Origin of the sequence: Streptococcus downei MFe28 (genome assembly GCF_900459175.1) — a bacterium.
Taxonomy (GTDB): domain Bacteria; phylum Bacillota; class Bacilli; order Lactobacillales; family Streptococcaceae; genus Streptococcus; species Streptococcus downei.
Genome location: NZ_UHFA01000002.1, coordinates 1675243 through 1698200, shown reverse-complemented (window position 1 = coordinate 1698200; position 22958 = coordinate 1675243). Strand labels below are relative to the sequence as shown.

The 22958-nt window shown below is 45.7% G+C and carries 18 protein-coding genes; all 18 read left to right on the top strand.

Going from position 1 to position 22958, the window contains the following annotated elements; all coding sequences use genetic code 11:
* Window positions 1-172 precede the first annotated feature (172 nt).
* The 18 genes from ligA (at window position 173) to DYE66_RS08015 (ending at window position 22424) form a co-directional block, all read left to right on the top strand.
* A complete protein-coding gene (ligA, locus tag DYE66_RS08100) occupies window positions 173-2131 on the top strand; it encodes an NAD-dependent DNA ligase LigA (RefSeq protein ID WP_044123803.1) in 1959 nt (652 codons plus the stop codon).
* 9 nt (window positions 2132-2140) lie between these two features.
* Complete coding sequence (locus tag DYE66_RS08095) at window positions 2141-3169, top strand: diacylglycerol kinase family lipid kinase (RefSeq protein WP_002997963.1); 1029 nt, start codon at window positions 2141-2143, stop codon at window positions 3167-3169.
* A gap of 268 nt (window positions 3170-3437) precedes the next feature.
* A complete protein-coding gene (locus DYE66_RS08090) occupies window positions 3438-3644 on the top strand; it encodes a F0F1 ATP synthase subunit C (RefSeq protein ID WP_002997972.1) in 207 nt (68 codons plus the stop codon).
* 34 nt (window positions 3645-3678) lie between these two features.
* Complete coding sequence (atpB, locus tag DYE66_RS08085) at window positions 3679-4392, top strand: F0F1 ATP synthase subunit A (RefSeq protein WP_002997893.1); 714 nt, start codon at window positions 3679-3681, stop codon at window positions 4390-4392.
* Between the two features lie 17 nt (window positions 4393-4409).
* Entirely contained in the window at window positions 4410-4907 is a 498-nt protein-coding gene (atpF, locus tag DYE66_RS08080) for a F0F1 ATP synthase subunit B (protein ID WP_002998548.1), read from the top strand.
* On the top strand, window positions 4907-5443 hold the full coding sequence (locus DYE66_RS08075) for a F0F1 ATP synthase subunit delta (RefSeq protein WP_002998443.1): 537 nt from the start codon (window positions 4907-4909) through the stop codon (window positions 5441-5443). The genes atpF and DYE66_RS08075 overlap by 1 nt, the downstream gene beginning before the upstream one ends.
* Before the next feature lie 15 nt (window positions 5444-5458).
* Entirely contained in the window at window positions 5459-6964 is a 1506-nt protein-coding gene (gene atpA / locus DYE66_RS08070; protein WP_019787890.1) for a F0F1 ATP synthase subunit alpha, read from the top strand.
* Between the two features lie 12 nt (window positions 6965-6976).
* Window positions 6977-7855, top strand: coding sequence for a F0F1 ATP synthase subunit gamma (locus tag DYE66_RS08065; protein WP_002998091.1), 879 nt, complete (start codon window positions 6977-6979; stop codon window positions 7853-7855).
* Window positions 7856-7906: 51 nt separating this feature from the next.
* Window positions 7907-9313, top strand: a complete 1407-nt coding sequence (gene atpD / locus DYE66_RS08060) for a F0F1 ATP synthase subunit beta (RefSeq protein WP_002997852.1) — start codon at window positions 7907-7909, stop codon at window positions 9311-9313.
* Window positions 9314-9325: 12 nt separating this feature from the next.
* Complete coding sequence (locus tag DYE66_RS08055) at window positions 9326-9745, top strand: F0F1 ATP synthase subunit epsilon (RefSeq protein ID WP_002998526.1); 420 nt, start codon at window positions 9326-9328, stop codon at window positions 9743-9745.
* 250 nt (window positions 9746-9995) lie between these two features.
* Entirely contained in the window at window positions 9996-10232 is a 237-nt protein-coding gene (locus DYE66_RS08050) for a DUF1146 family protein (RefSeq protein ID WP_080567935.1), read from the top strand.
* A gap of 62 nt (window positions 10233-10294) precedes the next feature.
* Window positions 10295-11563 carry a UDP-N-acetylglucosamine 1-carboxyvinyltransferase gene (gene murA, locus DYE66_RS08045; protein WP_115325107.1) on the top strand — a complete coding sequence of 423 codons (1269 nt, stop codon included), beginning with the start codon at window positions 10295-10297 and terminating at the stop codon, window positions 11561-11563.
* Window positions 11563-11754, top strand: a complete 192-nt coding sequence (locus tag DYE66_RS08040; RefSeq protein WP_002997989.1) for a DNA-directed RNA polymerase subunit beta — start codon at window positions 11563-11565, stop codon at window positions 11752-11754. Before murA ends, DYE66_RS08040 begins: the two co-directional genes overlap by 1 nt.
* Window positions 11755-12203: 449 nt before the next feature.
* A complete protein-coding gene (locus DYE66_RS08035) occupies window positions 12204-13082 on the top strand; it encodes a DNA/RNA non-specific endonuclease (RefSeq protein ID WP_115325106.1) in 879 nt (292 codons plus the stop codon).
* A 1085-nt stretch (window positions 13083-14167) separates the two neighbouring features.
* Window positions 14168-15211, top strand: a complete 1044-nt coding sequence (pheS, locus tag DYE66_RS08030; protein WP_002998436.1) for a phenylalanine--tRNA ligase subunit alpha — start codon at window positions 14168-14170, stop codon at window positions 15209-15211.
* Between the two features lie 25 nt (window positions 15212-15236).
* Window positions 15237-15758, top strand: coding sequence for a GNAT family N-acetyltransferase (locus DYE66_RS08025; RefSeq protein WP_002998213.1), 522 nt, complete (start codon window positions 15237-15239; stop codon window positions 15756-15758).
* Window positions 15759-15828: 70 nt separating this feature from the next.
* Window positions 15829-18234 carry a phenylalanine--tRNA ligase subunit beta gene (pheT, locus tag DYE66_RS08020; RefSeq protein WP_002998015.1) on the top strand — a complete coding sequence of 802 codons (2406 nt, stop codon included), beginning with the start codon at window positions 15829-15831 and terminating at the stop codon, window positions 18232-18234.
* Window positions 18235-18611: 377 nt separating this feature from the next.
* On the top strand, window positions 18612-22424 hold the full coding sequence (locus tag DYE66_RS08015) for a GbpC/Spa domain-containing protein (protein WP_115325105.1): 3813 nt from the start codon (window positions 18612-18614) through the stop codon (window positions 22422-22424).
* Window positions 22425-22958 lie beyond the last annotated feature (534 nt).

Here is a 22958-nt window from a genome sequence, read left to right as displayed (position 1 = left end):
TAAAACACCCCTGTAGACTAAAAATCACTACAAATAGATTTCGTCTAAAGAGGTGTTTGTATAACTGATCGCTTAGCTTAATGACATTGGCCTTTTGGGAGGGTTTTTCTTGCCTAAAATTTTAGCTCAAAGGAGCAAGATTTGGTCAGAATTTTGCTATAATGTAAGTGCTATGGAAAATCGTATGAAAGAGCTGGTTGATCAGCTGAATCGCTATGCCAAGGAGTACTATACCCAGGACAATCCTTCAGTCTCAGATGCCCAGTATGACAAGCTTTATCGTGAACTGGTAGACTTGGAGAAGGCCCATCCTGAATTGGTGCAGGCTGATAGTCCCACTCACCGAGTTGGTGGCTTGGTCTTAGACGGTTTTGAAAAATATACCCATGAATATCCTCTCTTTTCCTTGCAGGATGCTTTTTCCCGTGAGGAGTTGGATGATTTTGACCGTCGGGTTAAGGCGGAGTTTCCTTCAGCCTCCTACTTGGCTGAGTTAAAGATTGATGGCCTGTCCATCTCACTGACCTATGTCAATGGCCAATTGCAAATCGGAGCCACTCGGGGGGATGGAACTGTCGGTGAAAATATTACTGAAAATCTTAAGCGGATTCAGGATATTCCTCTCAGCCTAGCTGGGGGTCAAACCATCACGGTTCGGGGGGAGGCCTATCTTCCTAGGGCTTCCTTTGAGGCCATCAATGCCAAGCGTCGGGAAGAGGGGCAGGATGAATTTGCCAATCCCCGTAATGCGGCAGCTGGGACCCTGAGACAGCTGGATACAGCAGTTGTCGCCCAACGTAAATTAGCGACCTTCATCTATCAGGAAGCTGGTGAGACGGATTTTCCAACTCAAGAAGCTGTATTGGAAGGTTTTGCGGACATGGGCTTTGTGGTTAATCCTCGCAGGATTGTCACCAGCTCTATGGATGAGATTTGGGACTTTATTCAAGCAGTCCAAGCGGATCGTGATAACCTAGCCTATGATATTGATGGGATTGTCATCAAGGTTAATAGTCTGGCCATGCAAGAAGAGCTTGGTTTTACCGTCAAGGCGCCCCGTTGGGCCATTGCCTACAAGTTTCCGGCTGAAGAAAAAGAAGCAAAGATTATTTCGGTTGACTGGACGGTGGGTCGGACGGGCGTGGTCACCCCGACTGCTAATCTCAGTCCTGTTCAGCTAGCAGGCACCACCGTCAGTCGAGCTACCCTTCACAATGTTGACTATATTGCTGATAAGGACATTCGGCTGGATGACACGGTTGTGGTATATAAGGCAGGCGACATTATTCCTGCCGTTCTCAATGTGGTCATGGCCAAGCGTCAGAAGCAACTGCCCATGGAGATTCCAGAGACCTGTCCATCTTGTTATAGCCGGCTGGTTCACTACGAGGATGAAGTGGCCCTGCGCTGTGTTAATCCACGTTGTCCAGCCCAGCTCAAGGAAAAACTCATCCACTTTGCCAGTCGTGATGCCATGAATATTACAGGGCTGGGCCCTTCCCTGATTGAGAAAGTTTATCAGGCAGGGCTGATCCAAGATGTGGCTGACCTCTACCAATTGACAGTGGCTGATCTCTTAACACTAGAAGGAGTCAAGGAGAAGTCGGCTGCTAAGCTCTATCAAGCAATACAGGCCTCCAAGGAAAATTCTGCTGAGAAGTTGCTCTTTGGTCTGGGGATTCGCCATGTCGGTGCCAAGGCTAGCAAACAACTCTTGGAGAAGTTTGGCTCTCTGGGCCAGCTGATGTCAGCGAAATTTGAAGCTATTGCAGACATTGACGGTCTGGGTGCTGTTATTGCTCAATCCCTTCAAGACTACTTTGCGACAGACGGGGCCAAGCAACTTATGAGAGAGTTACAGGAAGCTGGCCTCAACTTTGACTACCTAGGTAAAAGGGTGACTGAGGATGCTGCCCTTTCAGGAATGACCGTTGTTCTAACAGGAAAATTAGTCAGCCTCACACGTAGTCAGGCCAAGGAAAAATTAGAAACCCTAGGGGCCAAGGTTACCGGTTCGGTCTCAAAAAATACAGACCTAGTAGTAGCAGGGACAGATGCTGGTTCCAAGCTGACCAAGGCTCAGGAATTAGGCATTACCATTCAAGACGAAGATTGGCTGGCAAATTTATAGGAGAAGAAGATGCGACAAAAACGTGCTCGCCTGATTTATAACCCAACATCAGGTCAAGAAATTATGAAAAAAAATGTGGGTCAGGTTCTGGATATTTTAGAAGGCTTTGGCTATGAGACCTCGGCCTTCCAGACCACACCGGAGCCTGATTCGGCTAAGAACGAAGCCAGTCGGGCTGCCAAGGCTGGTTTTGATTTGGTCATTGCCGCAGGTGGTGATGGCACCATCAACGAGGTGGTCAATGGGCTGGCTCCCCTCAAGAAGCGACCAAAGGTAGCTCTGATCCCGACAGGAACGACTAATGATTTGGCTCGGGCTCTCAAGATTCCCCGTGGCAACCCTATTAAGGCTGCCCAGGTCATTGGAAAAAATCAGCTCATTCATCTCGATGTTGGTCGGGCTCATGGTGATACCTATTTTGTCAATATTGCAGCAGCAGGGACGCTAACCGAGCTAACCTATAATGTGCCCAGCCAGCTCAAGACCATGATTGGCTATCTGGCCTATTTAGTCAAGGGGGTTGAGCTCCTACCTAGGGTCAAGACGGTCCCTGTCAAGATTACCCATGACCAAGGGGTCTTTGAGGATGAGGCTTCCATGGTTTTTGCGGCCATTACCAACTCAGTTGGGGGCTTTGAGACCATCGCACCAGACGCCAAATTGGACGACGGTAATTTCACACTCATCATCGTCAAGACGGCCAATTTAATTGATATTGCCAATCTGGTTCGCAAATTGATTCAGGGGGGCAAGCATATTGGCGACAAGCGAATTGAATACATCAAGACCAGCAAGATTGTCATTGAACCTCAAACCGACGAGCGGATGATGATTAACTTGGATGGTGAATATGGAGGCGATGCCCCAATTACCCTGGAAAATCTTAAGAATCATCTGGAGTTCTTTGCAGATACCGATGAAATTTCAGACGATGCCTTTGATTTAGATACCGAAGAATTAGCCTTAGAAGCCATTGCCCAAAAATTCTCTCACGAAGTTGATGAACTGGGCCAAGGCGAGAAAGACAATCAAGAATAATGCGAAAGTAGGTTAGGCCTACTTTTTTCTATCTCCTGATCTTTAGACTTATACAGACTATAAAAAACGACAGCTCAGTTAAAAGTTCGGATTCTTGAATTTGCAGAAACTAGGATAAAAAGGCAAAAACCGAACGTTCATCCCTAAATTTTAAAAATTGCTTCAAGACCAACTAGTAAGCCTTTACAATTACGTGAAATCATTGACTTTCCCCCCGAATAGGACTAAAATGATTGAGTAAAAAATTTTTAAAAGGAGTATTTTTACTATGCATTTAACTGTTTTAGCACTCGGCCTTGCCGTTATGGGTGTATCAATCGGTGAAGGTATCTTGGTAGCCAACATTGCCAAGGCTGCTGCACGCCAACCAGAAATGTTCAGCAAACTTCGTTCATTGATGTTCATCGGGGTCGCCTTTATTGAAGGTACCTTCTTCGTACTCTTTGGTCTAAGTTTCGTCGTCGCTAACTTGTAGAATAAAGAAGATAGAGAAGAAGGAGGGATAAGGATTGGAAACACAAACTAATCCAAGCGTATCCATTTTCGGGATCAAATTTGATTTGACCATTTTAGCCATCTCTCTTTTGACAGTCTTAGTTGTTTTTCTCTTCGTTTTTTGGGCCAGTCGGAAAATGTCAATCAGACCTAAGGGCAAGCAAAATGTTTTGGAATATCTCTTTGAATTTGTCAATGAGACCATTACAGATGCCCTAGGGGGTTACACCAAGAACTACAGTCTCTTGCTCTTTGTCATTTTCACTTTTGTCTTTACGGCCAATAATATTGGTCTTATGACCGCTATTAAAACAGAAAAATTCAACTATTGGACGTCGCCAACATCGAACTTTGGCGTTACCATTACTCTCTCTTTATTGATTGCTCTGGTTTGTCACGTTGAAGGTATTCGCAAAAAAGGCTTGGGAGGTTATCTGAAAGGTTACCTCGAGCCCTATCCTGCTATGCTACCCATGAATATCTTAGAACAGCTCACCAATATTGCCTCTCTGGCCTTGCGGTTGTTTGGTAATATTTATTCAGGTGAAGTTCTAACCGGTTTGATTTTGAAACTAGCAACGGCCTCTGTATTTGCTTGGCCTGTCGCTTTCGTTATCAACATCCTTTGGGTTGGCTTTTCACTCTTCATCGGTGCCATCCAGGCCTATGTCTTTATCATCCTCAGTTCCAACTACATTGGTGATAAGGTCAGTACAGAAGAAGAATAAAGAAAGAGAGGGGAAACATGTCTATACTTATTAATAGTACAACACTCGGCGATATTATTATCACGACTGGCTCAGTTCTTGTCCTCTACTGGTTGATTCGGACCTTTGCCTGGAAGCAAATCACAGGAATCTTCGAGGAACGGGCTAATAAGATTAATCAAGACATTGATGATGCGGAAAATGCCCGTCAAGAGGCGCAAGAACTAGCACAAAAACGTCAAGAACAGTTAAATTCGGCTAAGGATGATGCTGCAAAAATCATCGATGATGCTAAAGAAACTGGGAATGCACAATCGGCTAAGATTCTTGCAGAAACCCGCGATGAAGTTAGTCGCTTGAAAGAAAAAGCTAACCAAGACATCGCTCAAAACAAGGCAGAAGCCCTTTCTAGTGTAAAGGGAGATGTCGCTGATTTGACCGTCTTGTTGGCTGAAAAAGTGATGACCAAGAATTTGGACAAAGCAGCTCAGTCAGAGTTGATTGACCAATATCTTGATCAATTAGGAGATGCCTAATGGATCGTAAAACACAAGCTCTTGTTGAGCAATATGCTGACAGCCTAAGTCAAGTTGCCCTTGAAAAAGGCCTTGTGTCTGAGATTCAGGCTGAACTCTCATCCTGCCTAACCATTTTTAAAGAGACCGATTTAGGCTCCTACCTATCGAGCTTGGCCCTCAGCCGAGACGATAAGGCTAAACTGGTTAGTTACCTGCAAGAAGAAGCTTCAACCTATGTCAAGAACTTTCTTGCCATCATCTTGTATAATGAGCGAGAAAATCTGATTGAAGCTATCTTCCAGAGGGTTCTGGACAAGTTAGTCCAAGAAACCCGGCAATTTCCCTTGTCTGTCAAGACAGCTGTTCCTCTGAGCCAAAGCCAGAAGGAGCGTATCTTGGCCCTGGGGAATCAAAAGTTTGAAATTTCAGCCCAAACCCTTGTTGAAGACCTAGATGAGTCCATCATCGGTGGTTTCGTCCTCCAGGCCAACAACAAGATTATTGACACAAGTATTCGCAGTCAATTACAACAACTAAAAAACAATCTCAAATAGAAAGTGGTGTGACTTTTGGCCATTAATGCTCAAGAAATTAGTGCTTTAATTAAAAAGCAAATTGAAAACTTCCAGCCAAATTTTGACGTCACTGAAACTGGAGTAGTAACCTACATTGGTGATGGTATCGCTCGGGCTCGCGGTCTGGACAATGCCATGGCTGGTGAGTTGCTCGAATTCCAAAATGGTGCTTACGGTATGGCTCAAAACCTTGAGTCCAATGACGTTGGTATCATCATCCTTGGGGATTTCTCAGAAATCACTGAAGGTGATACGGTTAAGCGGACCGGTAAAATCATGGAAGTTCCAGTTGGTCCTGAATTGATTGGTCGGGTGGTCAACCCGCTCGGTCAACCAGTTGATGGACTTGGTGATATTCAGACAAGTAAAACCCGTCCAGTTGAAACACCTGCTCCAGGTGTCATGCAACGTAAGAGCGTATCCGAGCCCCTGCAAACTGGTCTCAAGGCCATCGATGCCTTGGTTCCAATTGGACGTGGTCAACGGGAACTGGTTATCGGTGACCGCCAAACAGGTAAGACCTCAGTCGCTATTGATGCCATCTTGAACCAAAAGGATCAAGATATGATTTGTATCTATGTGGCTATCGGTCAAAAGGAATCAACTGTTCGGACTCAAGTTGAGACCCTACGCAAATACGGTGCCCTTGATTACACGATCGTTGTGACAGCTTCGGCTTCACAACCTTCACCTCTGGTTTATATCGCGCCTTATGCTGGTGTCGCTATGGCAGAAGAATTCATGTACAATGGCAAGCACGTTTTGATTGTCTATGATGATTTATCAAAACAAGCGGTTGCCTACCGTGAACTTTCCCTCTTGCTGCGTCGTCCACCAGGACGTGAAGCCTATCCGGGGGATGTCTTCTACCTGCATAGTCGTCTTTTGGAACGGTCTGCCCAGGTTTCTGACGATTTAGGTGGTGGCTCTATTACGGCTCTGCCATTTATCGAAACCCAAGCCGGTGATATTTCGGCCTACATTGCGACCAACGTTATCTCCATCACTGATGGACAAATCTTCTTGCAAGAAAACCTCTTCAACTCCGGTATTCGTCCAGCCATCGATGCTGGGTCATCCGTATCACGGGTTGGGGGTTCTGCCCAAATTAAGGCCATGAAGAAGGTTGCTGGTACCCTGCGTTTGGACTTAGCTTCCTATCGTGAATTGGAAGCCTTCACCCAATTCGGTTCTGACTTGGATGAAGCAACCCAGGCTAAATTGAACCGTGGTCGTAGGACCGTAGAAGTCCTCAAACAACCGGTTCACCAGCCCCTCCCAGTTGAAAAACAAGTTTTGATTCTCTATGCCTTGACCCATGGCTTCTTGGATAGTGTCCCTGTCAACGATATTTTAGCCTTTGAACAGGCCATGTATGACTACTTTGATGTTCACCATGCTGACATCTTTGAAACCATTAAGACGACCAAGGACCTTCCAGAAGAAGCAGTGCTGGATCAAGCCATCCAGGCCTTCAAAGATCAATCTTCATTTGAATAAGGAGGTTGACTTATGGCAGGTTCTCTAAGCGAAATCAAAACAAGAATTAGTTCAACTGAAAAAACCAGTAAGATTACGAGTGCCATGCAAATGGTATCTGCCGCAAAATTGACCAAATCTGAACAAGCAGCCAAGGACTTTCAGGTCTACGCTTCCAAGATTCGGCAAATCACAACCGACCTCCTACATGCGGAGCTGACCAATGGCTCTGATAATCCTATGTTGGCCTCCCGTCCTGTTAAACGGACTGGCTACATCGTTATCACCTCTGATAAGGGGTTAGTTGGTGGCTACAATTCCAAAATCCTCAAGGCCGTCATGGACCTGATTGAAGAGTACCATTCTGGTAAGAATGATTTTTCAATCATTGCTATTGGCGGAACAGGCGCTGACTTCTTCAAGTCACGGGGAATTGACCTGGCCTTTGAATTAAGAGGTTTGGAAGACCAACCCAGCTTTGACCAGGTGTCGCAAATTATTTCGCAGTCGGTTGAAATGTATAAGGAAGAGCTCTTTGATGAGCTCTATGTCTGCTACAATCACCACATCAACAGTCTGACTAGCCAGGTGCGGGTCGAACAGATGTTGCCTATTGTTGACCTTGATGCCAACGAATCCAAGGAAGAAGCCTCTAATGCTTTTGAATTGGAACCTGATCGAGAAGCTATCTTGGAGCAGCTCCTGCCTCAATATACCGAAAGCTTGATTTACGGGGCCATTGTTGATGCCAAAACGGCTGAACATGCTGCAGGGATGACTGCCATGCAAACGGCGACAGATAACTCAAGAAATCTTATTAGCGATTTGACCATTCAGTACAACCGAGCTCGGCAGGCAGCGATTACCCAAGAAATTACCGAAATCGTTGCTGGTGCCAATGCTCTGGAATAAAGGTCGGTCGAACCCTAGTGGTTTTTTATCATAAATTGAAAGGAAAATTGCATGAGCTCAGGCAAAATTGCTCAGGTTGTCGGACCTGTCGTTGACGTAAAGTTTGCGACTGGCGATAAGCTTCCTGAGATTAATAATGCATTGGTCGTCTATAAGGATAACGACCAAAAAGAAAAAATCGTGCTCGAAGTTGCCCTTGAATTGGGTGACGGTGTTGTGCGTACCATTGCTATGGAATCTACCGATGGGCTTACGCGGGGACTAGAAGTTCTAGATACTGGCAGTGCTATCAGTGTACCAGTCGGTAAGGAAACTCTGGGTCGTGTCTTCAATGTGCTTGGTGATACCATTGACTTGGAAGAGCCATTTGCGCAAGATGCCCAACGTGAACCTATTCATAAAAAAGCTCCTAGCTTTGATGAACTCTCAACCTCATCAGAAATCTTGGAAACAGGGATCAAGGTTATTGACCTCTTGGCCCCTTACCTCAAAGGTGGTAAGGTCGGCCTCTTCGGTGGTGCCGGTGTTGGTAAAACCGTCCTGATTCAAGAGCTGATTCACAATATCGCCCAAGAACACGGTGGTATCTCAGTTTTCACCGGTGTTGGTGAACGGACCCGTGAAGGGAATGACCTTTACGGGGAAATGAAAGAATCCGGGGTTATTGAAAAGACCGCCATGGTCTTTGGTCAGATGAATGAACCACCTGGAGCTCGGATGCGGGTTGCCCTGACAGGTTTGACCTTGGCAGAATACTTCCGCGATGTTGAAGGTCAAGACGTGCTCCTCTTCATTGACAATATCTTCCGCTTTACTCAAGCCGGTTCCGAAGTATCTGCCCTGCTTGGTCGGATGCCATCAGCCGTTGGTTACCAACCAACCCTGGCTACTGAAATGGGACAATTGCAAGAACGGATTACCTCTACCAAGAAGGGATCTGTAACCTCCATTCAAGCCATCTACGTACCAGCCGATGACTATACTGACCCTGCCCCAGCGACAGCCTTCGCCCACTTGGATTCAACTACCAACTTGGAACGGAAACTGACTCAAATTGGTATCTATCCAGCTGTGGATCCCTTGGCTTCATCATCTCGTGCCCTAGCCCCTGAAATTGTTGGTGAAGAGCACTACCAAGTTGCAACTGAAGTGCAAAGGGTCTTGCAACGCTATAATGAACTGCAGGACATCATTGCCATCTTGGGTATGGATGAATTGTCAGATGACGAAAAGGTCTTGGTTGGCCGTGCCCGCCGGATTCAGTTCTTCCTCTCGCAAAACTTCAATGTGGCAGAACAATTTACTGGTCAACCGGGTTCTTATGTCCCAGTTGCTGAAACCGTCCGTGGCTTCAAGGAAATCCTTGAAGGTAAGTATGATAACCTACCAGAAGATGCCTTCCGGAGTGTTGGTCCGATCGAGGATGTAGTTGAAAAAGCTAAAAAGATGGGCTTTTAATGAGGTGATATTATGACTGAACATATGGCAGTACAAATTGTAACGCCTGATGGGGTTCGTTATGATCACCATGCCACTTATATTTCAGTAACCACAATTGATGGTGAGATGGGGATTTTGGCTAACCATGTCAATACTATTGCCCCCTTGAGCGTCCATGAGATGAAGATTCGCCGTATTGACGACGATAAGCATGTGGACTGGGTTGCTGTCAATGGTGGTATCCTTGAGATTAAGGACAATACCGTAACGATTGTAGCGGATTCGGCCGAACGGTCGCGTGATATTGATATTTCACGGGCTGAGCGGGCTAAGCAAAGAGCTGAACGTAAGCTCCAAGAAGCACAAGCCAGCCATCAAGCCGATGATGTTCGCCGTGCTGAAGTTGCTTTACGTCGGGCTCTCAACCGCATCAGCGTTGGGAATAAATAATAAGCAAAATCGATTCCAGACGGGGTCGATTTTTTGGTATTCTGGCAACTTGTTGTGGCTTGCTCTTTTATAGGCTCTGTGCCAATTTGTTGTACCCTGCTGTTTTATAGGGAATCTTGCTTGCTTTTTGAAAGAATGACAGAGAGGAGGTAAGGGCTGGTTTTGATGGAAAAAACTTTCGAGATCACTATTTGGACTGGACCCCGCCTTTGGTTTGAGTTTTATCCCTCAATCGTGCTAAAATAGGTCTATGGAACTTGTACAATCACTTATAACAATTCTTTCCCATATTTTCTTTATCCTAATGGCTCATCAACTTCTAACTAAGTTGGTGGATTGGGAGAAAATTCTAAAAGTCAATTTATCCAACCTTAGGCAGGTCAATCTCCTGGTTATGTTTTTGGCTATCGGCCTAGGCTATCTGGTTAGTTCTTTCTTTTTGTCGATCATCTCTCTTGCCACGTCAATTTTTACCACGGTTCACTAAAGCAGTTTTTTTCAAATCTTGTGATATAATAGGAAAAAACTTGGAAATCGGAGAAAATACGAATGGATAAAATTATTGTCAAGGGTGGTCAAACACGCTTGCAAGGAGAAGTGACCATTGAAGGGGCTAAGAATGCCGTCCTGCCTCTTTTAGCGGCAACAATTTTGCCTGCCCAAGGAAAGACAATTTTGAATAATGTTCCGATTCTATCGGATGTTTTCACCATGAATAATGTGGTTCGTGGTCTGGATGTTGAGGTTGATTTCAACCAGGAGCAAAATCAAGTTACTGTAGATGCCACGGGCCAGCTTTTAGACGAAGCTCCTTATGAGTATGTCAGCCAGATGCGAGCTTCTATTGTGGTCCTTGGCCCCATCTTGGCTAGAAATGGTCATGCCAAGGTTTCCATGCCTGGCGGTTGTACCATTGGTAGTCGTCCTATTGACCTCCACCTCAAGGGTTTGGAGGCTATGGGAGCTAAGATTAGTCAAACTGGTGGTGACATCACAGCCACAGCCGAGCGCCTCAAGGGGACCAATATCTATATGGACTTCCCTTCAGTTGGGGCTACGCAAAATCTCATGATGGCAGCGACCCTAGCCCAAGGGACTACGGTCATTGAAAATGCAGCTCGGGAGCCAGAAATCGTTGACCTTGCCATCCTCCTCAATAAGATGGGAGCTAGTGTTCGTGGTGCTGGGACAGAGACCCTGACCATCAAGGGTGTGGATCAACTGCATGGGGCTGAACATGATGTTGTTCAAGACCGTATTGAAGCTGGAACCTTTATGGTAGCGGCAGCCATGACCTCTGGGGATGTCTTGGTAAAATCAGCCGTCTGGGAACACAATCGTCCCTTGATTTCCAAACTTTTGGAAATGGGCGTAGAAGTGACCGAAGAAGAAGAGGGGATTCGGGTCAAGTCTGACATCAGCAAGTTAAAACCTGTAACGGTTAAGACCCTGCCCCATCCAGGCTTTCCAACTGATATGCAGGCCCAGTTTACAGCCCTAATGGCGGTGGTTCCAGGGGAATCGACCATGATTGAAACGGTCTTTGAAAATCGCTTCCAGCACTTGGAAGAAATGCGACGGATGGGACTAAATTCGGAAATTATGCGAGATACAGCTCTCATTCGTGGAAGTCAAGAGCTCCAAGGGGCTCAGGTTATGTCAACAGATTTGCGTGCGAGTGCGGCCCTGATTCTCATTGGTATGGTGGCCCAAGGAACGACTTCTGTTGGTAAGATCAGCCATTTGGACCGAGGCTATTATAAATTCCATGAAAAGTTGGCTGCCTTGGGGGCAGACATTGAAAGGGTGAATGCTTAATGGCAAAATCAGGTTGGGCCTATGTCAGGCATCAGTTAGCCTTGATTCTTCTAGTTGCCCTGCTTTGCCTCATTTTCCTTGCTCTGGGCCTGATGCTTGGCTATGCTGTTCTTGGAGAGGGGCACAACCCATTAGAAATCCTGTCTCCCCACAAGTGGCAGGAACTCATCAATAAATTCACAGGAAAATAATACTCAATAAAAATTAATCTAGCCAAGGCAAGGAGCAATGCCATCAGTCACTAAAGTGACTGATGTCGCAGTAGGTGTCTGCTATCTTTGCGCCACTTCGTGGCACAGCAGACAGCTAGTCAGCTTTGCTGGGGTATGACGACGAAGGTTTTGACATCTGTCAAAGCCCTTCTGTCTTACTCCCAAACGGCAATCCCCATAGCGATTGCCTAGCTCCCTTACTAACCTCACAAAGTTAGTAAAATCGACCAAATTTGCTCCGCATCGCACGAACTGAAGGTAGCTCAAAAGGTCTGGGAGACCTTTTGAGGTCGGAAATGGGGAAGCTTTGCTTTCCTCAGTAGGTACGGCAAAGCGAGTTAACGATGGATAGTTTTGATTTTTGAAGAGCATAAATTGAAATCCCGATAGGCAAAGAGGCTAGTCGGGATTTTTCGAGGAAGACGATTATGGCTAAAAAATCAAAAAGAAGGATGAAGCAGGAGCAGAAGGTCCTCTATTCCTTAATCGGCTTGGTGCTTGTCCTTTTACTGGGATTTGTAGCGACCAATGATGGGATTTCTAATCAGAATCCCATTAAACAGGTGGCTCAACAATTAACGGGGCAAAAGCAGAGCCCAAGTCGCTCTAGTCAAGAGGCACCTAGTAAAAGTCTGGCAGATAGCGTAATGACCCAGGAAATCAGGAGTCAGCTTCCAGCTAAACTCAAATGGAATGGGGCTGGGGCCTATATTCTCAACAATAATGAGACTGACCTCGATGCCAAGGTCTCAAGCACTCCTTATGTCAACAATCAAACCAAGACAGTCCAAGGCCAGCAGGTTCCGACGACAGCCAATGCTTGGCTCTCCAAAGCGACCCGCCAGTATCGCAACCGTCAGGAAACAGGCAACGGCTCGACCGACTGGACACCTGCAGGTTGGCACCAAAGAACCAGACTGTCTGGGGCCTATGACCATGCGGTCGATCGCGGTCATCTGATTGCCTATGCTCTGGCTGGAAGTCTCAAAGGCTTTGATGCCTCTACTAGTAACCCTGCCAATGTGGCTGTTCAGACGGCTTGGGCCAATGAAGCCAGCAGTTCTAACTCAACCGGTCAGAACTACTATGAGACCTTGATTCGTAAGGCCTTAGATAAGCACAAGCGGGTCCGCTATCGTGTAACACTCATCTACCAGGGTGACAATCTCATTGCCTCAGGGAGCCATCTAGAGGCCAAGTCATCTGACGGTAGTCTGGAATTCAATGTCTTCATCCCCAATGTCCAAAAGGGTATCCGTCTTGACTATTACTCAGGGCAGGTATCTCTCAAGTCATCCGTTGAGTAAGAGTGGTAAAAGAGAGGTCGGATCCAGTCCAAAAGTAGCCTATTTGATTGGTCATGGCTTCTGTATTGCTTTTTTGGTGGGCATTTTTGTGAAAATTCCCCTAGCTTTTTCGGGCATTTGAAATGCAGGTTTCCTTCTGACAAGTGGAAAGTACATAGCCTCCTGTCAAACCAAGATCCCATCGGTTTTGTCAATCAAAGGGTCTTTATCCCTATCAACCGAAACTCATTGACTGTGCCAACACAAAGCATTGTCTTATCCACGGAAACACTCATTGCTCCGACATTGACAAATTTCATCGGCTCTTGCCAGCCCTAGAAATTTTTGTTAGAATAGAAGCAATTAAATAAGGAGTCCGTGAGACTAGTAGCTTGGTCATACTTGAAAAGGGAATGTGAATCGTCGACTGGAAGTTCACTCAAGGAAAGCCTTGTGAATTCACTCATATTAAGGACTCAGTCAATTAAGGTCTAGCCTGCTAGATAAAAATCGGATGGTACCGCGTGTCAACGCTCCGCATGATGGAGTATTGGCAGGCGGTTTTTTCTTGCTTAAGATTAGGAGTGATACTCAACGAAAATCGAAAGAGCCGAGGCAAGGAGCAATGACATCAAGTCACTAAAGTGACTGATGTCGCAGTAGGTGTCTGCTATCTTTGCGCCACTTCGTGGCACAGCAGACAGCTAGTCACCCGTCACCCTTGCTGGGGTAAGACAACGAAGGTTTTGACAGCTGTCAAAGCCCTTCTGTCTTACTCCCAAACGGCAATCGCTATGGAGATTGCCTAGCTCCCTTACTAGCCTCACAAAGTTGGTGAAATCGACCAACTTTGTGAGGCATCGCACGGACTGAAGACAGCTCAAAAGGTCTGGTAGACCTTTTGAGGTTGGAAATAGGGAAGGCTTCGCTTTCTTCAGTAAGTACGGCAAGGTGAGTTAACGACAGTAAATTTTGATTTTCGAAGAGTATGAAACGCCACTGGGACTTTCATTTTTCCCCACTAGCAAGGAAATATCTCAGGCAAACATTTGATTTTTATTGGGTTTAAGACCAGACCTTAATGAAGAAAGAAAGGAAATCTAAAGATGGATTTACAGAAGCAATTAGAAGAGTTGAAGGCTTCAACTCAGGCTAAATTGAAGGAAATGACGGGTGACCACAGCAAGGAATTACAGGACTTGCGGGTTGCTGTCCTGGGTAAGAAGGGCTCTTTGACTGAGCTCCTCAAGGGCCTTAAGGACCTGTCCAAGGAAATGCGACCTGTGATTGGTAAGCAGGTCAATGAAGTTCGCGATATCCTGACCAAGGACTTCGAAGAGCAGGCCAAGATTGTTGAGGCTGCCAAGATTCAGGCACAGCTGGAATCAGAAAGTCTCGATGTCACCCTGCCAGGCCGTCAAATTAAGTTGGGTAACCGCCATATTCTCAGCCAAACCTCAGAAGAAATCGAGGATATTTTCCTGGGCATGGGCTTCCAAGTTGTCGATGGCTATGAAGTGGAAAGTGACTATTATAATTTCGAGCGGATGAATTTGCCTAAAAATCACCCAGCTAGAGATATGCAGGACACCTTCTATATTACTGATGAAATCCTACTTAGAACCCACACTAGTCCCGTCCAAGCAAGAACCTTGGACCAACACGATTTTTCTAAGGGACCTCTCAAGATGATTTCTCCAGGACGGGTCTTCCGTCGCGATACCGATGATGCCACCCATTCCCATCAATTCCATCAGATTGAAGGGCTGGTTGTCGGAGAAAATATTTCCATGGGTGACCTCAAGGGAACCCTGCAAATGATTAGCCAGAAGATGTTCGGGGCCGACCGTAAGATTCGCTTACGGCCATCCTACTTCCCATTTACGGAACCATCGGTCGAAGTTGACGTTTCTTGTTTTAAGTGTGGCGGTGAAGGCTGTAACGTTTGTAAGAAGACGGGCTGGATTGAAATCCTCGGTGCCGGCATGGTTCACCCAAGCGTTCTAGAAATGTCTGGTGTGGACGCTGAGAAATACTCTGGTTTTGCCTTTGGCCTCGGTCAAGAGCGGATTGCCATGTTACGTTACGGTATCAATGATATCCGTGGCTTCTACCAAGGGGACGTTCGCTTTTCTGCCCAATTCAAATAAAGGAAACTAAGGAGCTTAGCTTATCATGACGCTCAAGCTTAGAAAAATTCAAGAGGCCGATTTGCCAGTCTTGCGAGATCTAGCCATTAGGACCTTTGAGCAGACCTTCGCCCACGACAATAGTCCCCAGCAACTGGCCGACTATTTTGACAAAACCTATTCATTAGAGGTTTTGGGTCAAGAGCTGGCCAATCCCGAATCCCTGCATATATTAGCAGAGGTCAATGGGAGACCTGCTGGTTTTCTCAAGACTAATTGGGGAGCTGCCCAAATCGAAAAAGAATTGGATTTGGCCTATGAAATCCAGAGACTCTACGTTCTTCAGGAATTCCAAGGGCAAGGAATTGGAAGAGCCCTCTTTGAATATGCTTTGCAACTGGCGCACGAGTCTGGTGCTAGCTGGGCCTGGCTAGGAGTCTGGGAAAAGAATTTCAAGGCTCAAAAGTTTTATGCTAAGTATGGCTTTGAAAAATTCAGCCAACACGCCTTTCGGGTTTCTCAGGATAAGGTTGATGTGGATTGGCTCCTCAAAAAGAAATTGAAATAAGACAATTAGATAGGAAGGAAAGCACAGTAAGGAAGCATCAGAAGTTTTGCTTTCCAAGTGCTAGAAAATTATGCTTGTATCATATAAATGGTTAAAAGAGCTGGTTGACGTGGACGTAACCACGGCCGAGCTGGCTGAAAAAATGTCAACGACAGGGATTGAAGTTGAAGGGGTAGAAAGTCCAGCCCAAGGCCTGTCAAAAATTGTTGTCGGGGAAGTTCTGACTTGCCAAGATGTCCCTGAAACCCACCTCCACCTCTGTCAAGTGGACACGGGAGATGAAGAGCCTCGACAAATCGTCTGTGGAGCCCCTAATATTAAGGCAGGGATCAAGGTGATGGTGGCCCTGCCAGGAGCTAGAATTGCTGATAACTACAAGATTAAAAAGGGTAAAATCCGTGGCTTGGAATCTCTAGGGATGATTTGCTCCCTGCAAGAGCTAGGGATTTCTGAATCCGTTGTTCCCAAGGAATTCTCAGATGGTATTCAAATACTACCAGAGGATGCTGTGCCAGGTCAATCTGTATTCCCCTACTTGGATTTGGATGATGAAATTGTCGAGCTAGCAATTACCCCCAATCGGGCCGACGCCCTCTCTATGCGAGGGGTTGCCTATGAAGTAGCAGCTATCTATGGCAAGACCGTTCACCTACCTGAAAAGCAGGTCCATGAGATTGATCGTCAGGCCAGTGACAAATTGGCCGTCGCTATCGAATCCGATAAGGCTCTGACCTATAAGGCTCGGCTGGTCGAAAATGTGACCGTTGCCCCAAGTCCTCAATGGTTGCAAAACCTGCTCATGAATGCCGGCATTCGCCCTATCAACAATGTGGTCGATGTGACAAATTATGTCCTTCTCTACTTCGGCCAACCCATGCATGCCTTTGACTATGCTAAGTTTGCTGACAAGACCATCCTTGCCCGTCAAGCGAGGGCCAATGAAAAATTGGTCACTCTAGATGGGGAGGAACGCCAACTTCAGACTGATGACTTGGTAATCAGCGTATCCGACCAAGCGGTAGCCCTAGCTGGTGTCATGGGCGGTCAGTCTACAGAAATTGATGCCAACAGCAAGACCGTTGTTTTGGAGGCTGCTGTCTTTGATGATCAATCCATTCGCAAGACCAGCTCACGCCTCAATTTGCGTTCTGAAAGTTCCTCTCGCTTTGAAAAGGGCGTTAACTACGATACAGTTGGTCAGGCCCTAGACTTTGCGGCAGCTATGCTAGAAGAATTAGCCGGAGGTCAAGTCCTAGCCGGACGCGTAGAAGCCGGTAGTCTGCCAACAGAGCCCGTCCAAGTTTCAAGCAGTCTGGACTATGTGAATGTCCGTCTGGGTACCGACCTGACCATGGCAGACATTCAGGATGTCTTTGCTAGCCTAGATTTCTCTCTGACTGGGGATGCTGATCATTTTACCGTTACTGTTCCTCGTCGTCGCTGGGATATTAGTATTCAAGCTGACTTGGTGGAAGAAATTGCCCGCATTTATGGTTATGATAATTTACCAACGACCCTACCTGAGGCGACTGGGACAGCTGGTGAATTGACTGCCAGCCAAAAACTGCGCCGTAAAGTACGGACCCTAGCCGAAGGAGCAGGACTGTCTGAAATTATTTCCTACGCCTTGACCACACCAGAAAAAGCTGTTCAATTCACCCAAAATCCGACCAATGTGACCGAACTCATGTGGCCTATGTCCATTGAACGCTCTGCCCTAAGGCAAAACGTCGTGGCTGGAATGCTGGATACCATTGCCTACAATGTGGCCCGTAAGAACAAGGATGTGGCCATCTACGAAATCGGTAAGGTCTTTGAACAAAAGGGTAACCCTAAAGAAGACCTGCCAACTGAACTTGACACCCTGGCCCTAGCTATGACAGGTCTTGTCAGCGATAAGGATTTCCAAACCAAAGCAGTAGCCGTTGATTTCTTCCATCTTAAGGGAATCCTGGAAGCTCTCTTTGATAAGTTGGATGTAAGGCCTGATTTTGTTCCTGATAAATCCATGGCAGCCATGCACCCTGGTAGGACAGCTAGTCTGGTCTTAGATGGTCAAACCATCGGCTTCTTGGGCCAAGTTCACCCTGAGGTAGCCAAGGACTATGGTATTCCAGAAACCTATGTAGCCCAAATTAATTTGACGGCCCTTCAGGCTAAGTTGCAACCAGTCTCAGCCTTTGTAGAAATTACCAAGTTCCCAAGTGTTTCTCGTGACATCGCCCTCCTGGTTGGCCAAACTGTTAGCCACCAGGCCATTCTTGATGCCATCCAAGCTGCCGGTGTTAAGCGCTTGACGGACACTAAACTCTTTGACGTTTACGCTGGGCACAATATTGAGCATGGTAAGAAGTCCATGGCCTACAGCCTGACCTTCCAAAATTCAAATGACAATCTAACCGATGAAGAAGTCGCCAAGTATATGGAAAAGATTACCAAGTCTCTGACCGAAAAAGTCGCAGCAGAAGTGCGGTAAGCACAACTTAACGAAAAAGTCTCAGGATCTAGTTCTCGAGAAGTCTAGAATTTAGCCCCAGGGCTTTTTCTTTTTTCCTTCATTCTCCGCTTTGACACAAAACAGGCTTAATGAAGTTGAAAATTAGATGAAAGTATTCAGAAAACAGACAAAAAAGTGGGGATTTGCTGATTTTAAAAAAGAAATTTTTAAGTTAAAAAATTCTCAGGAATCCCTTTATATCAGGTCTTTTGCTAACATAAAGTTTTCAAAAAAATAATTTGGAGAACAAAATAATTTGGCTATTTGTAATTTTTTTGTTATAATACTAATTAGTATTTAATGGTTTCAATAAATTAAATACTTGAGATACAAATTCTTTGGGAGGAATGATTAACATGGAAAAAAGATCTCAGCGCTTCTCCATCCGCAAATACAGCTATGGAGCGGCATCCGTTTTGCTGGGAACTGCAGCCTTTGCTTTGTCATCGTCTACAGTTCTTGCTGACGAACAAACCAACCAATCAGCTGCTGATTCTGGCAATGCTGCCAGTGAAGTAGCAGCCAGTCAAAATGGTCCACAAACCAAGGTGATTGACCAAAAGACTGAGGGTGATACCACTACAACAACTAAAGAAGTAACCTCACCTGAATTAGAAACAGCAAAGGCTAATGCAAATCAAGCTGGACTTGAATCATCAGCAGATGAAACTAAGACCCAGCCTTCTGTCCAAGCAGCTGATGAAGACAACAAGGCCCAAGCCCAAGAAATCAACAAGACCGTTGATAACTACAAGGCGCAACAATCTGATTATGAAAAGGCTCAAGCCCAGTACAATCAAGACAAGGCTGCCTATGATAAGGCTGTAGCAGACAAGGCTGAAGCTGATAAGCAAAATGCGGCAGCTAAGGGGGCCTACGATGCGGCTATGATTCAGTACAACCAAGACAAGGCTGAATACGATCAGGCATTGGCTAAGTACAATGTTGCTAAAGCAACTTACGACCAACAAAAGGTTCAGTACGAAACTAGCCTGGCTGAGAAAGAGGCAGCAGACAAGGCGAATGCCGCTGCTAAACTCAAGTATAAACAAGAAATGGCAACCTACAATGCTGCCAAAGCAGACTATGATGCTGCCCTTGCTCAATACAATGAAGATAAGAAAAAATACGATGCTGATAAGGCTAACTACGACAGTAAAGTAGCTGAAAAAGCAGCAGCCGATAAGCAAAATGCTGAAGCTAAAGCTCAGTACCAAGCACAAATGGCTGACTACAACAAGGCTAAGGCTGACTACGACAAGGCTTTGGAACAATACAAGGCAGATAAGGCTAAGTATGATGCTGAAAAAGCAACTTACGACAGTAAGAAAGCTGAAAAAGAGGCAGCGGACAGGGCCAATAAGGAAGCTCAAGACAAGTACAACCAAGAAAAGGCTGCTTATGATGCCGCTAAGGCGCAATACGACCAAGACTTGGCTAAGTACAATGAAGACAAGGCCAAATATGAAGCTGACAAGTCTAACTACGACAAGAAGTTAGAAGAAAAAGCAGCTGCTGAAAAGGCTAACCAAGAAGCGCAAGCCAAGTACGACCAAGAAAAGGCCGCTTATGATGCCGCTAAGGCAAAATATGACCAAGACTTGGCTAAGTACAAGGAAGAAAAAGCCAAATACGAAGCTGACAAGTCTAACTATGACAGCAAGCTAGCTGAAAAAGCAGCCGCTGACAAGGCCAACAAGGAAGCTCAAGCCAAGTACAACCAAGAAAAGGCCGCTTACGATGCTGCCAAGGCTCAATACGACAAAGACTTGGCTAAGTACGAAGTTGACAAGGCTGCCTATGAAAAGGCTAAGACTGAGCATGATAACAAACAGGCTGAAAAAGAGGCAGCGGATAAAACCAATGCTGAAAATGAAGCTAAGTACAACCAAGAAAAAGAAGCTTACAACCAAGCGCGTGCAGAATATGAACGCAAATTGGCTGAGTACAACACTAAGCACGAACAATGGCAAAACGCTAAGGATGCTTACGACAAATTTCTGGCTGACCACAATCTTACAGAAGCTCAGGCAACTCAGGAGTTGGTCTTTGAACGTGAAAAAAATGCGACTCACACCATCGAAGGCATCAATTCTTATCTGACTCCTGAAGCGCAACAGCGTATCGGGACCAGTGCCGTTAACCAATATCGCTCTAATGAAATTAAAGAAGGCGATGTCGTTTCTGAAAGCCCTTATGGCAACAAGGATAACGAATGGTTGGAAGTTAAACAAGGTGATAAGTTTACCGTTACCTATGATGGTTTGACCGAATCTAAGATGATTGTCGAAGGTGTTCCACAAGATATCACTCGTGTTATCTACCGTTATACCATTGATGAATTGCCATCTTACAACCAAAAGGGTATTGCTAAGGTTAGCAATGACCCAACTGTTACTTTGACAGTTGGTGCGTCGACTGACGACGAAAACAAGACCGTTAAGGTTTCCGTTGATGTTGAATTCTACGATAAGAATGGCCAAAAATATGACCTGACCCAACGTAAGGCTATTGTGGCCCTCAACTCCCTTAACCACTGGACTGGTGCGGCTTACGTATCAAGTGAAGATACCCCACGTGCCTTGACAGTTGAAGCCCGCGATACTGAGGGTAATGTCGTTCGTGGTACCTGGAATCCTTATGCTGATGGCAGTCACCCAGACATCCAAAACGGTGAAGTACAAACCAAGTCTGGTTATGCTGACTTCGGTGGTAAGACGGTTAATATTTCAGCTGACAACCCTCTCAAGATTGTTACTCAAAGCTATGCTGTTGACGGCAGTCAAGTTGAAAACCTTACTGGGGAAGCAACAACTGACGATAAAACCGTTAATGCTTCTGGTAGTGCCAATGCTCACTCAATCGGTAACCAAGACTATGGTTACGATGATAATGGTGTTCAAAAGGATGATGTTATCGGTAGCTACACCGTTGATGCTGAAACAGGCATGATTACCTTCACACCGAAGAAGAAATTCCAAAATGTGGAACACCAAGAGTTTGTTAATATCGGCGACAACCGCTACATTGCTATTCCAAACTCCAGCGTTAGCTACGATGCCAATACGCATGAAGCAACTTCAAACGCTGACAACCAATACATTGAACACGGTGCTGTCTTCAACGGTGAGTCAACTCCTAACCTACGTGGTTGGGATGATGAAGAATCACCTTACCTCTATTACGGTGGTGCCGGTATGCAGATGACTAATGGTCATTTGGTCTTCACCGCTAAGGGTGCTAATGCCGTTGGAGCTCCAACTATCTACTGGTTTGCGATCAACTCCACTGTTGGCTATCCTAAGAAACCGGGAGAAGAGCCCAAACAACCGACAGCTCCAACACCACCAACGCCGCCAACTAAAATTGTTGTTGAAGTTCCAGATAAACCCACTGAGCCCAAACAACCAACACCTCCGGTAGCGCCAGAGCCGCCTAAGATGACAACGGTTGAAATCCCAGATAAACCCACTGAGCCCAAACAACCAACGCCACCGGTAGCGCCAGAGCCGCCTAAGATGACAACGGTTGAAATCCCAGATAAACCCACTGAGCCCAAACAACCAACGCCACCGGTAGCGCCAGAGCCGCCTAAGATGACAACGGTTGAAATCCCAGATAAACCCACTGAGCCCAAACAACCAACGCCACCGGTAGCGCCAGAGCCGCCTAAGATGACAACGGTTGAAATCCCAGATAAACCCACTGAGCCCAAACAACCAACGCCACCGGTAGCGCCAACACCACCTAAAACCATTAATATTGTTGTACCTAAGAAACCAACTGAGCCTAAGGCACCAACGCCACCAACAGCTCCAGTGCCACCTAAGACAATTACAGTAGAAGTGCCTAAGGTACCAACCAAACCAAACGAACCTACCAAACCAAACGTTAAATGGCACAAGAACATTGTCGTTGAAAGTGTCAAGGAACCAAAACCTGAAACACCAACAACTCCTAATGTTCCAAATAAACCTTCTAAACCGGTTGAACCAAGTAAACCAGTTAAGAATGAAAGTCCAAAACCAGTCAAGGCAACACCAGTTGCGCAAGAAAGCTTGCCACAAACTGGTGATGCAGAAGGCTATGGCTTGGCAGTCTTCGGACTAGGCATGGTTGCCTTCGCTGTTTCAACAATGTTGGCTGCGAAAAAACGCCAAGAAGACTAAGATAGTCTAACCTAGATATCTCTTCTTTCCCCATATTTTGAGATAGACCCAAGAGGACCAGTCGACTGGTCCTCTTTTGGCGTTCAGGAATTAGGGAGACAACCAATTTCTAGAAATGGTGTACAGCAATTAGGGAGACAACTAACTTCTAGAAAAATTCTCAGGGAGCCTATTGCGGGAGGTCAAGAAATTTTATTTAGACTATCCAAGTGGACAGATTTCAGAATCTGTCTTATAAATCTAGCCAGAATCGCCGTTAACATAACTGTAAAGATTTCGATAAAAACTTTTAAAAATTAGATTTTCCTAAGTCAGTTTAAGGCTAACTTGGTTTTTAGGGTCTTTGAAAGCCTGATAATATTAGGGTTTGGACTGGTTCATAGTTTTTAATAATCTGTTAAGAAACCGCTTTCTTTTCCAGCCCGTTTTTTGCGGACAAAATTGCTTGTATTCGGTAAAGTTTCTGCTATAATTGATAAGGCAAGTTTAATTTTCTAAAACTTTAAACGAAGAAAACATTTCTAGTATATGGGG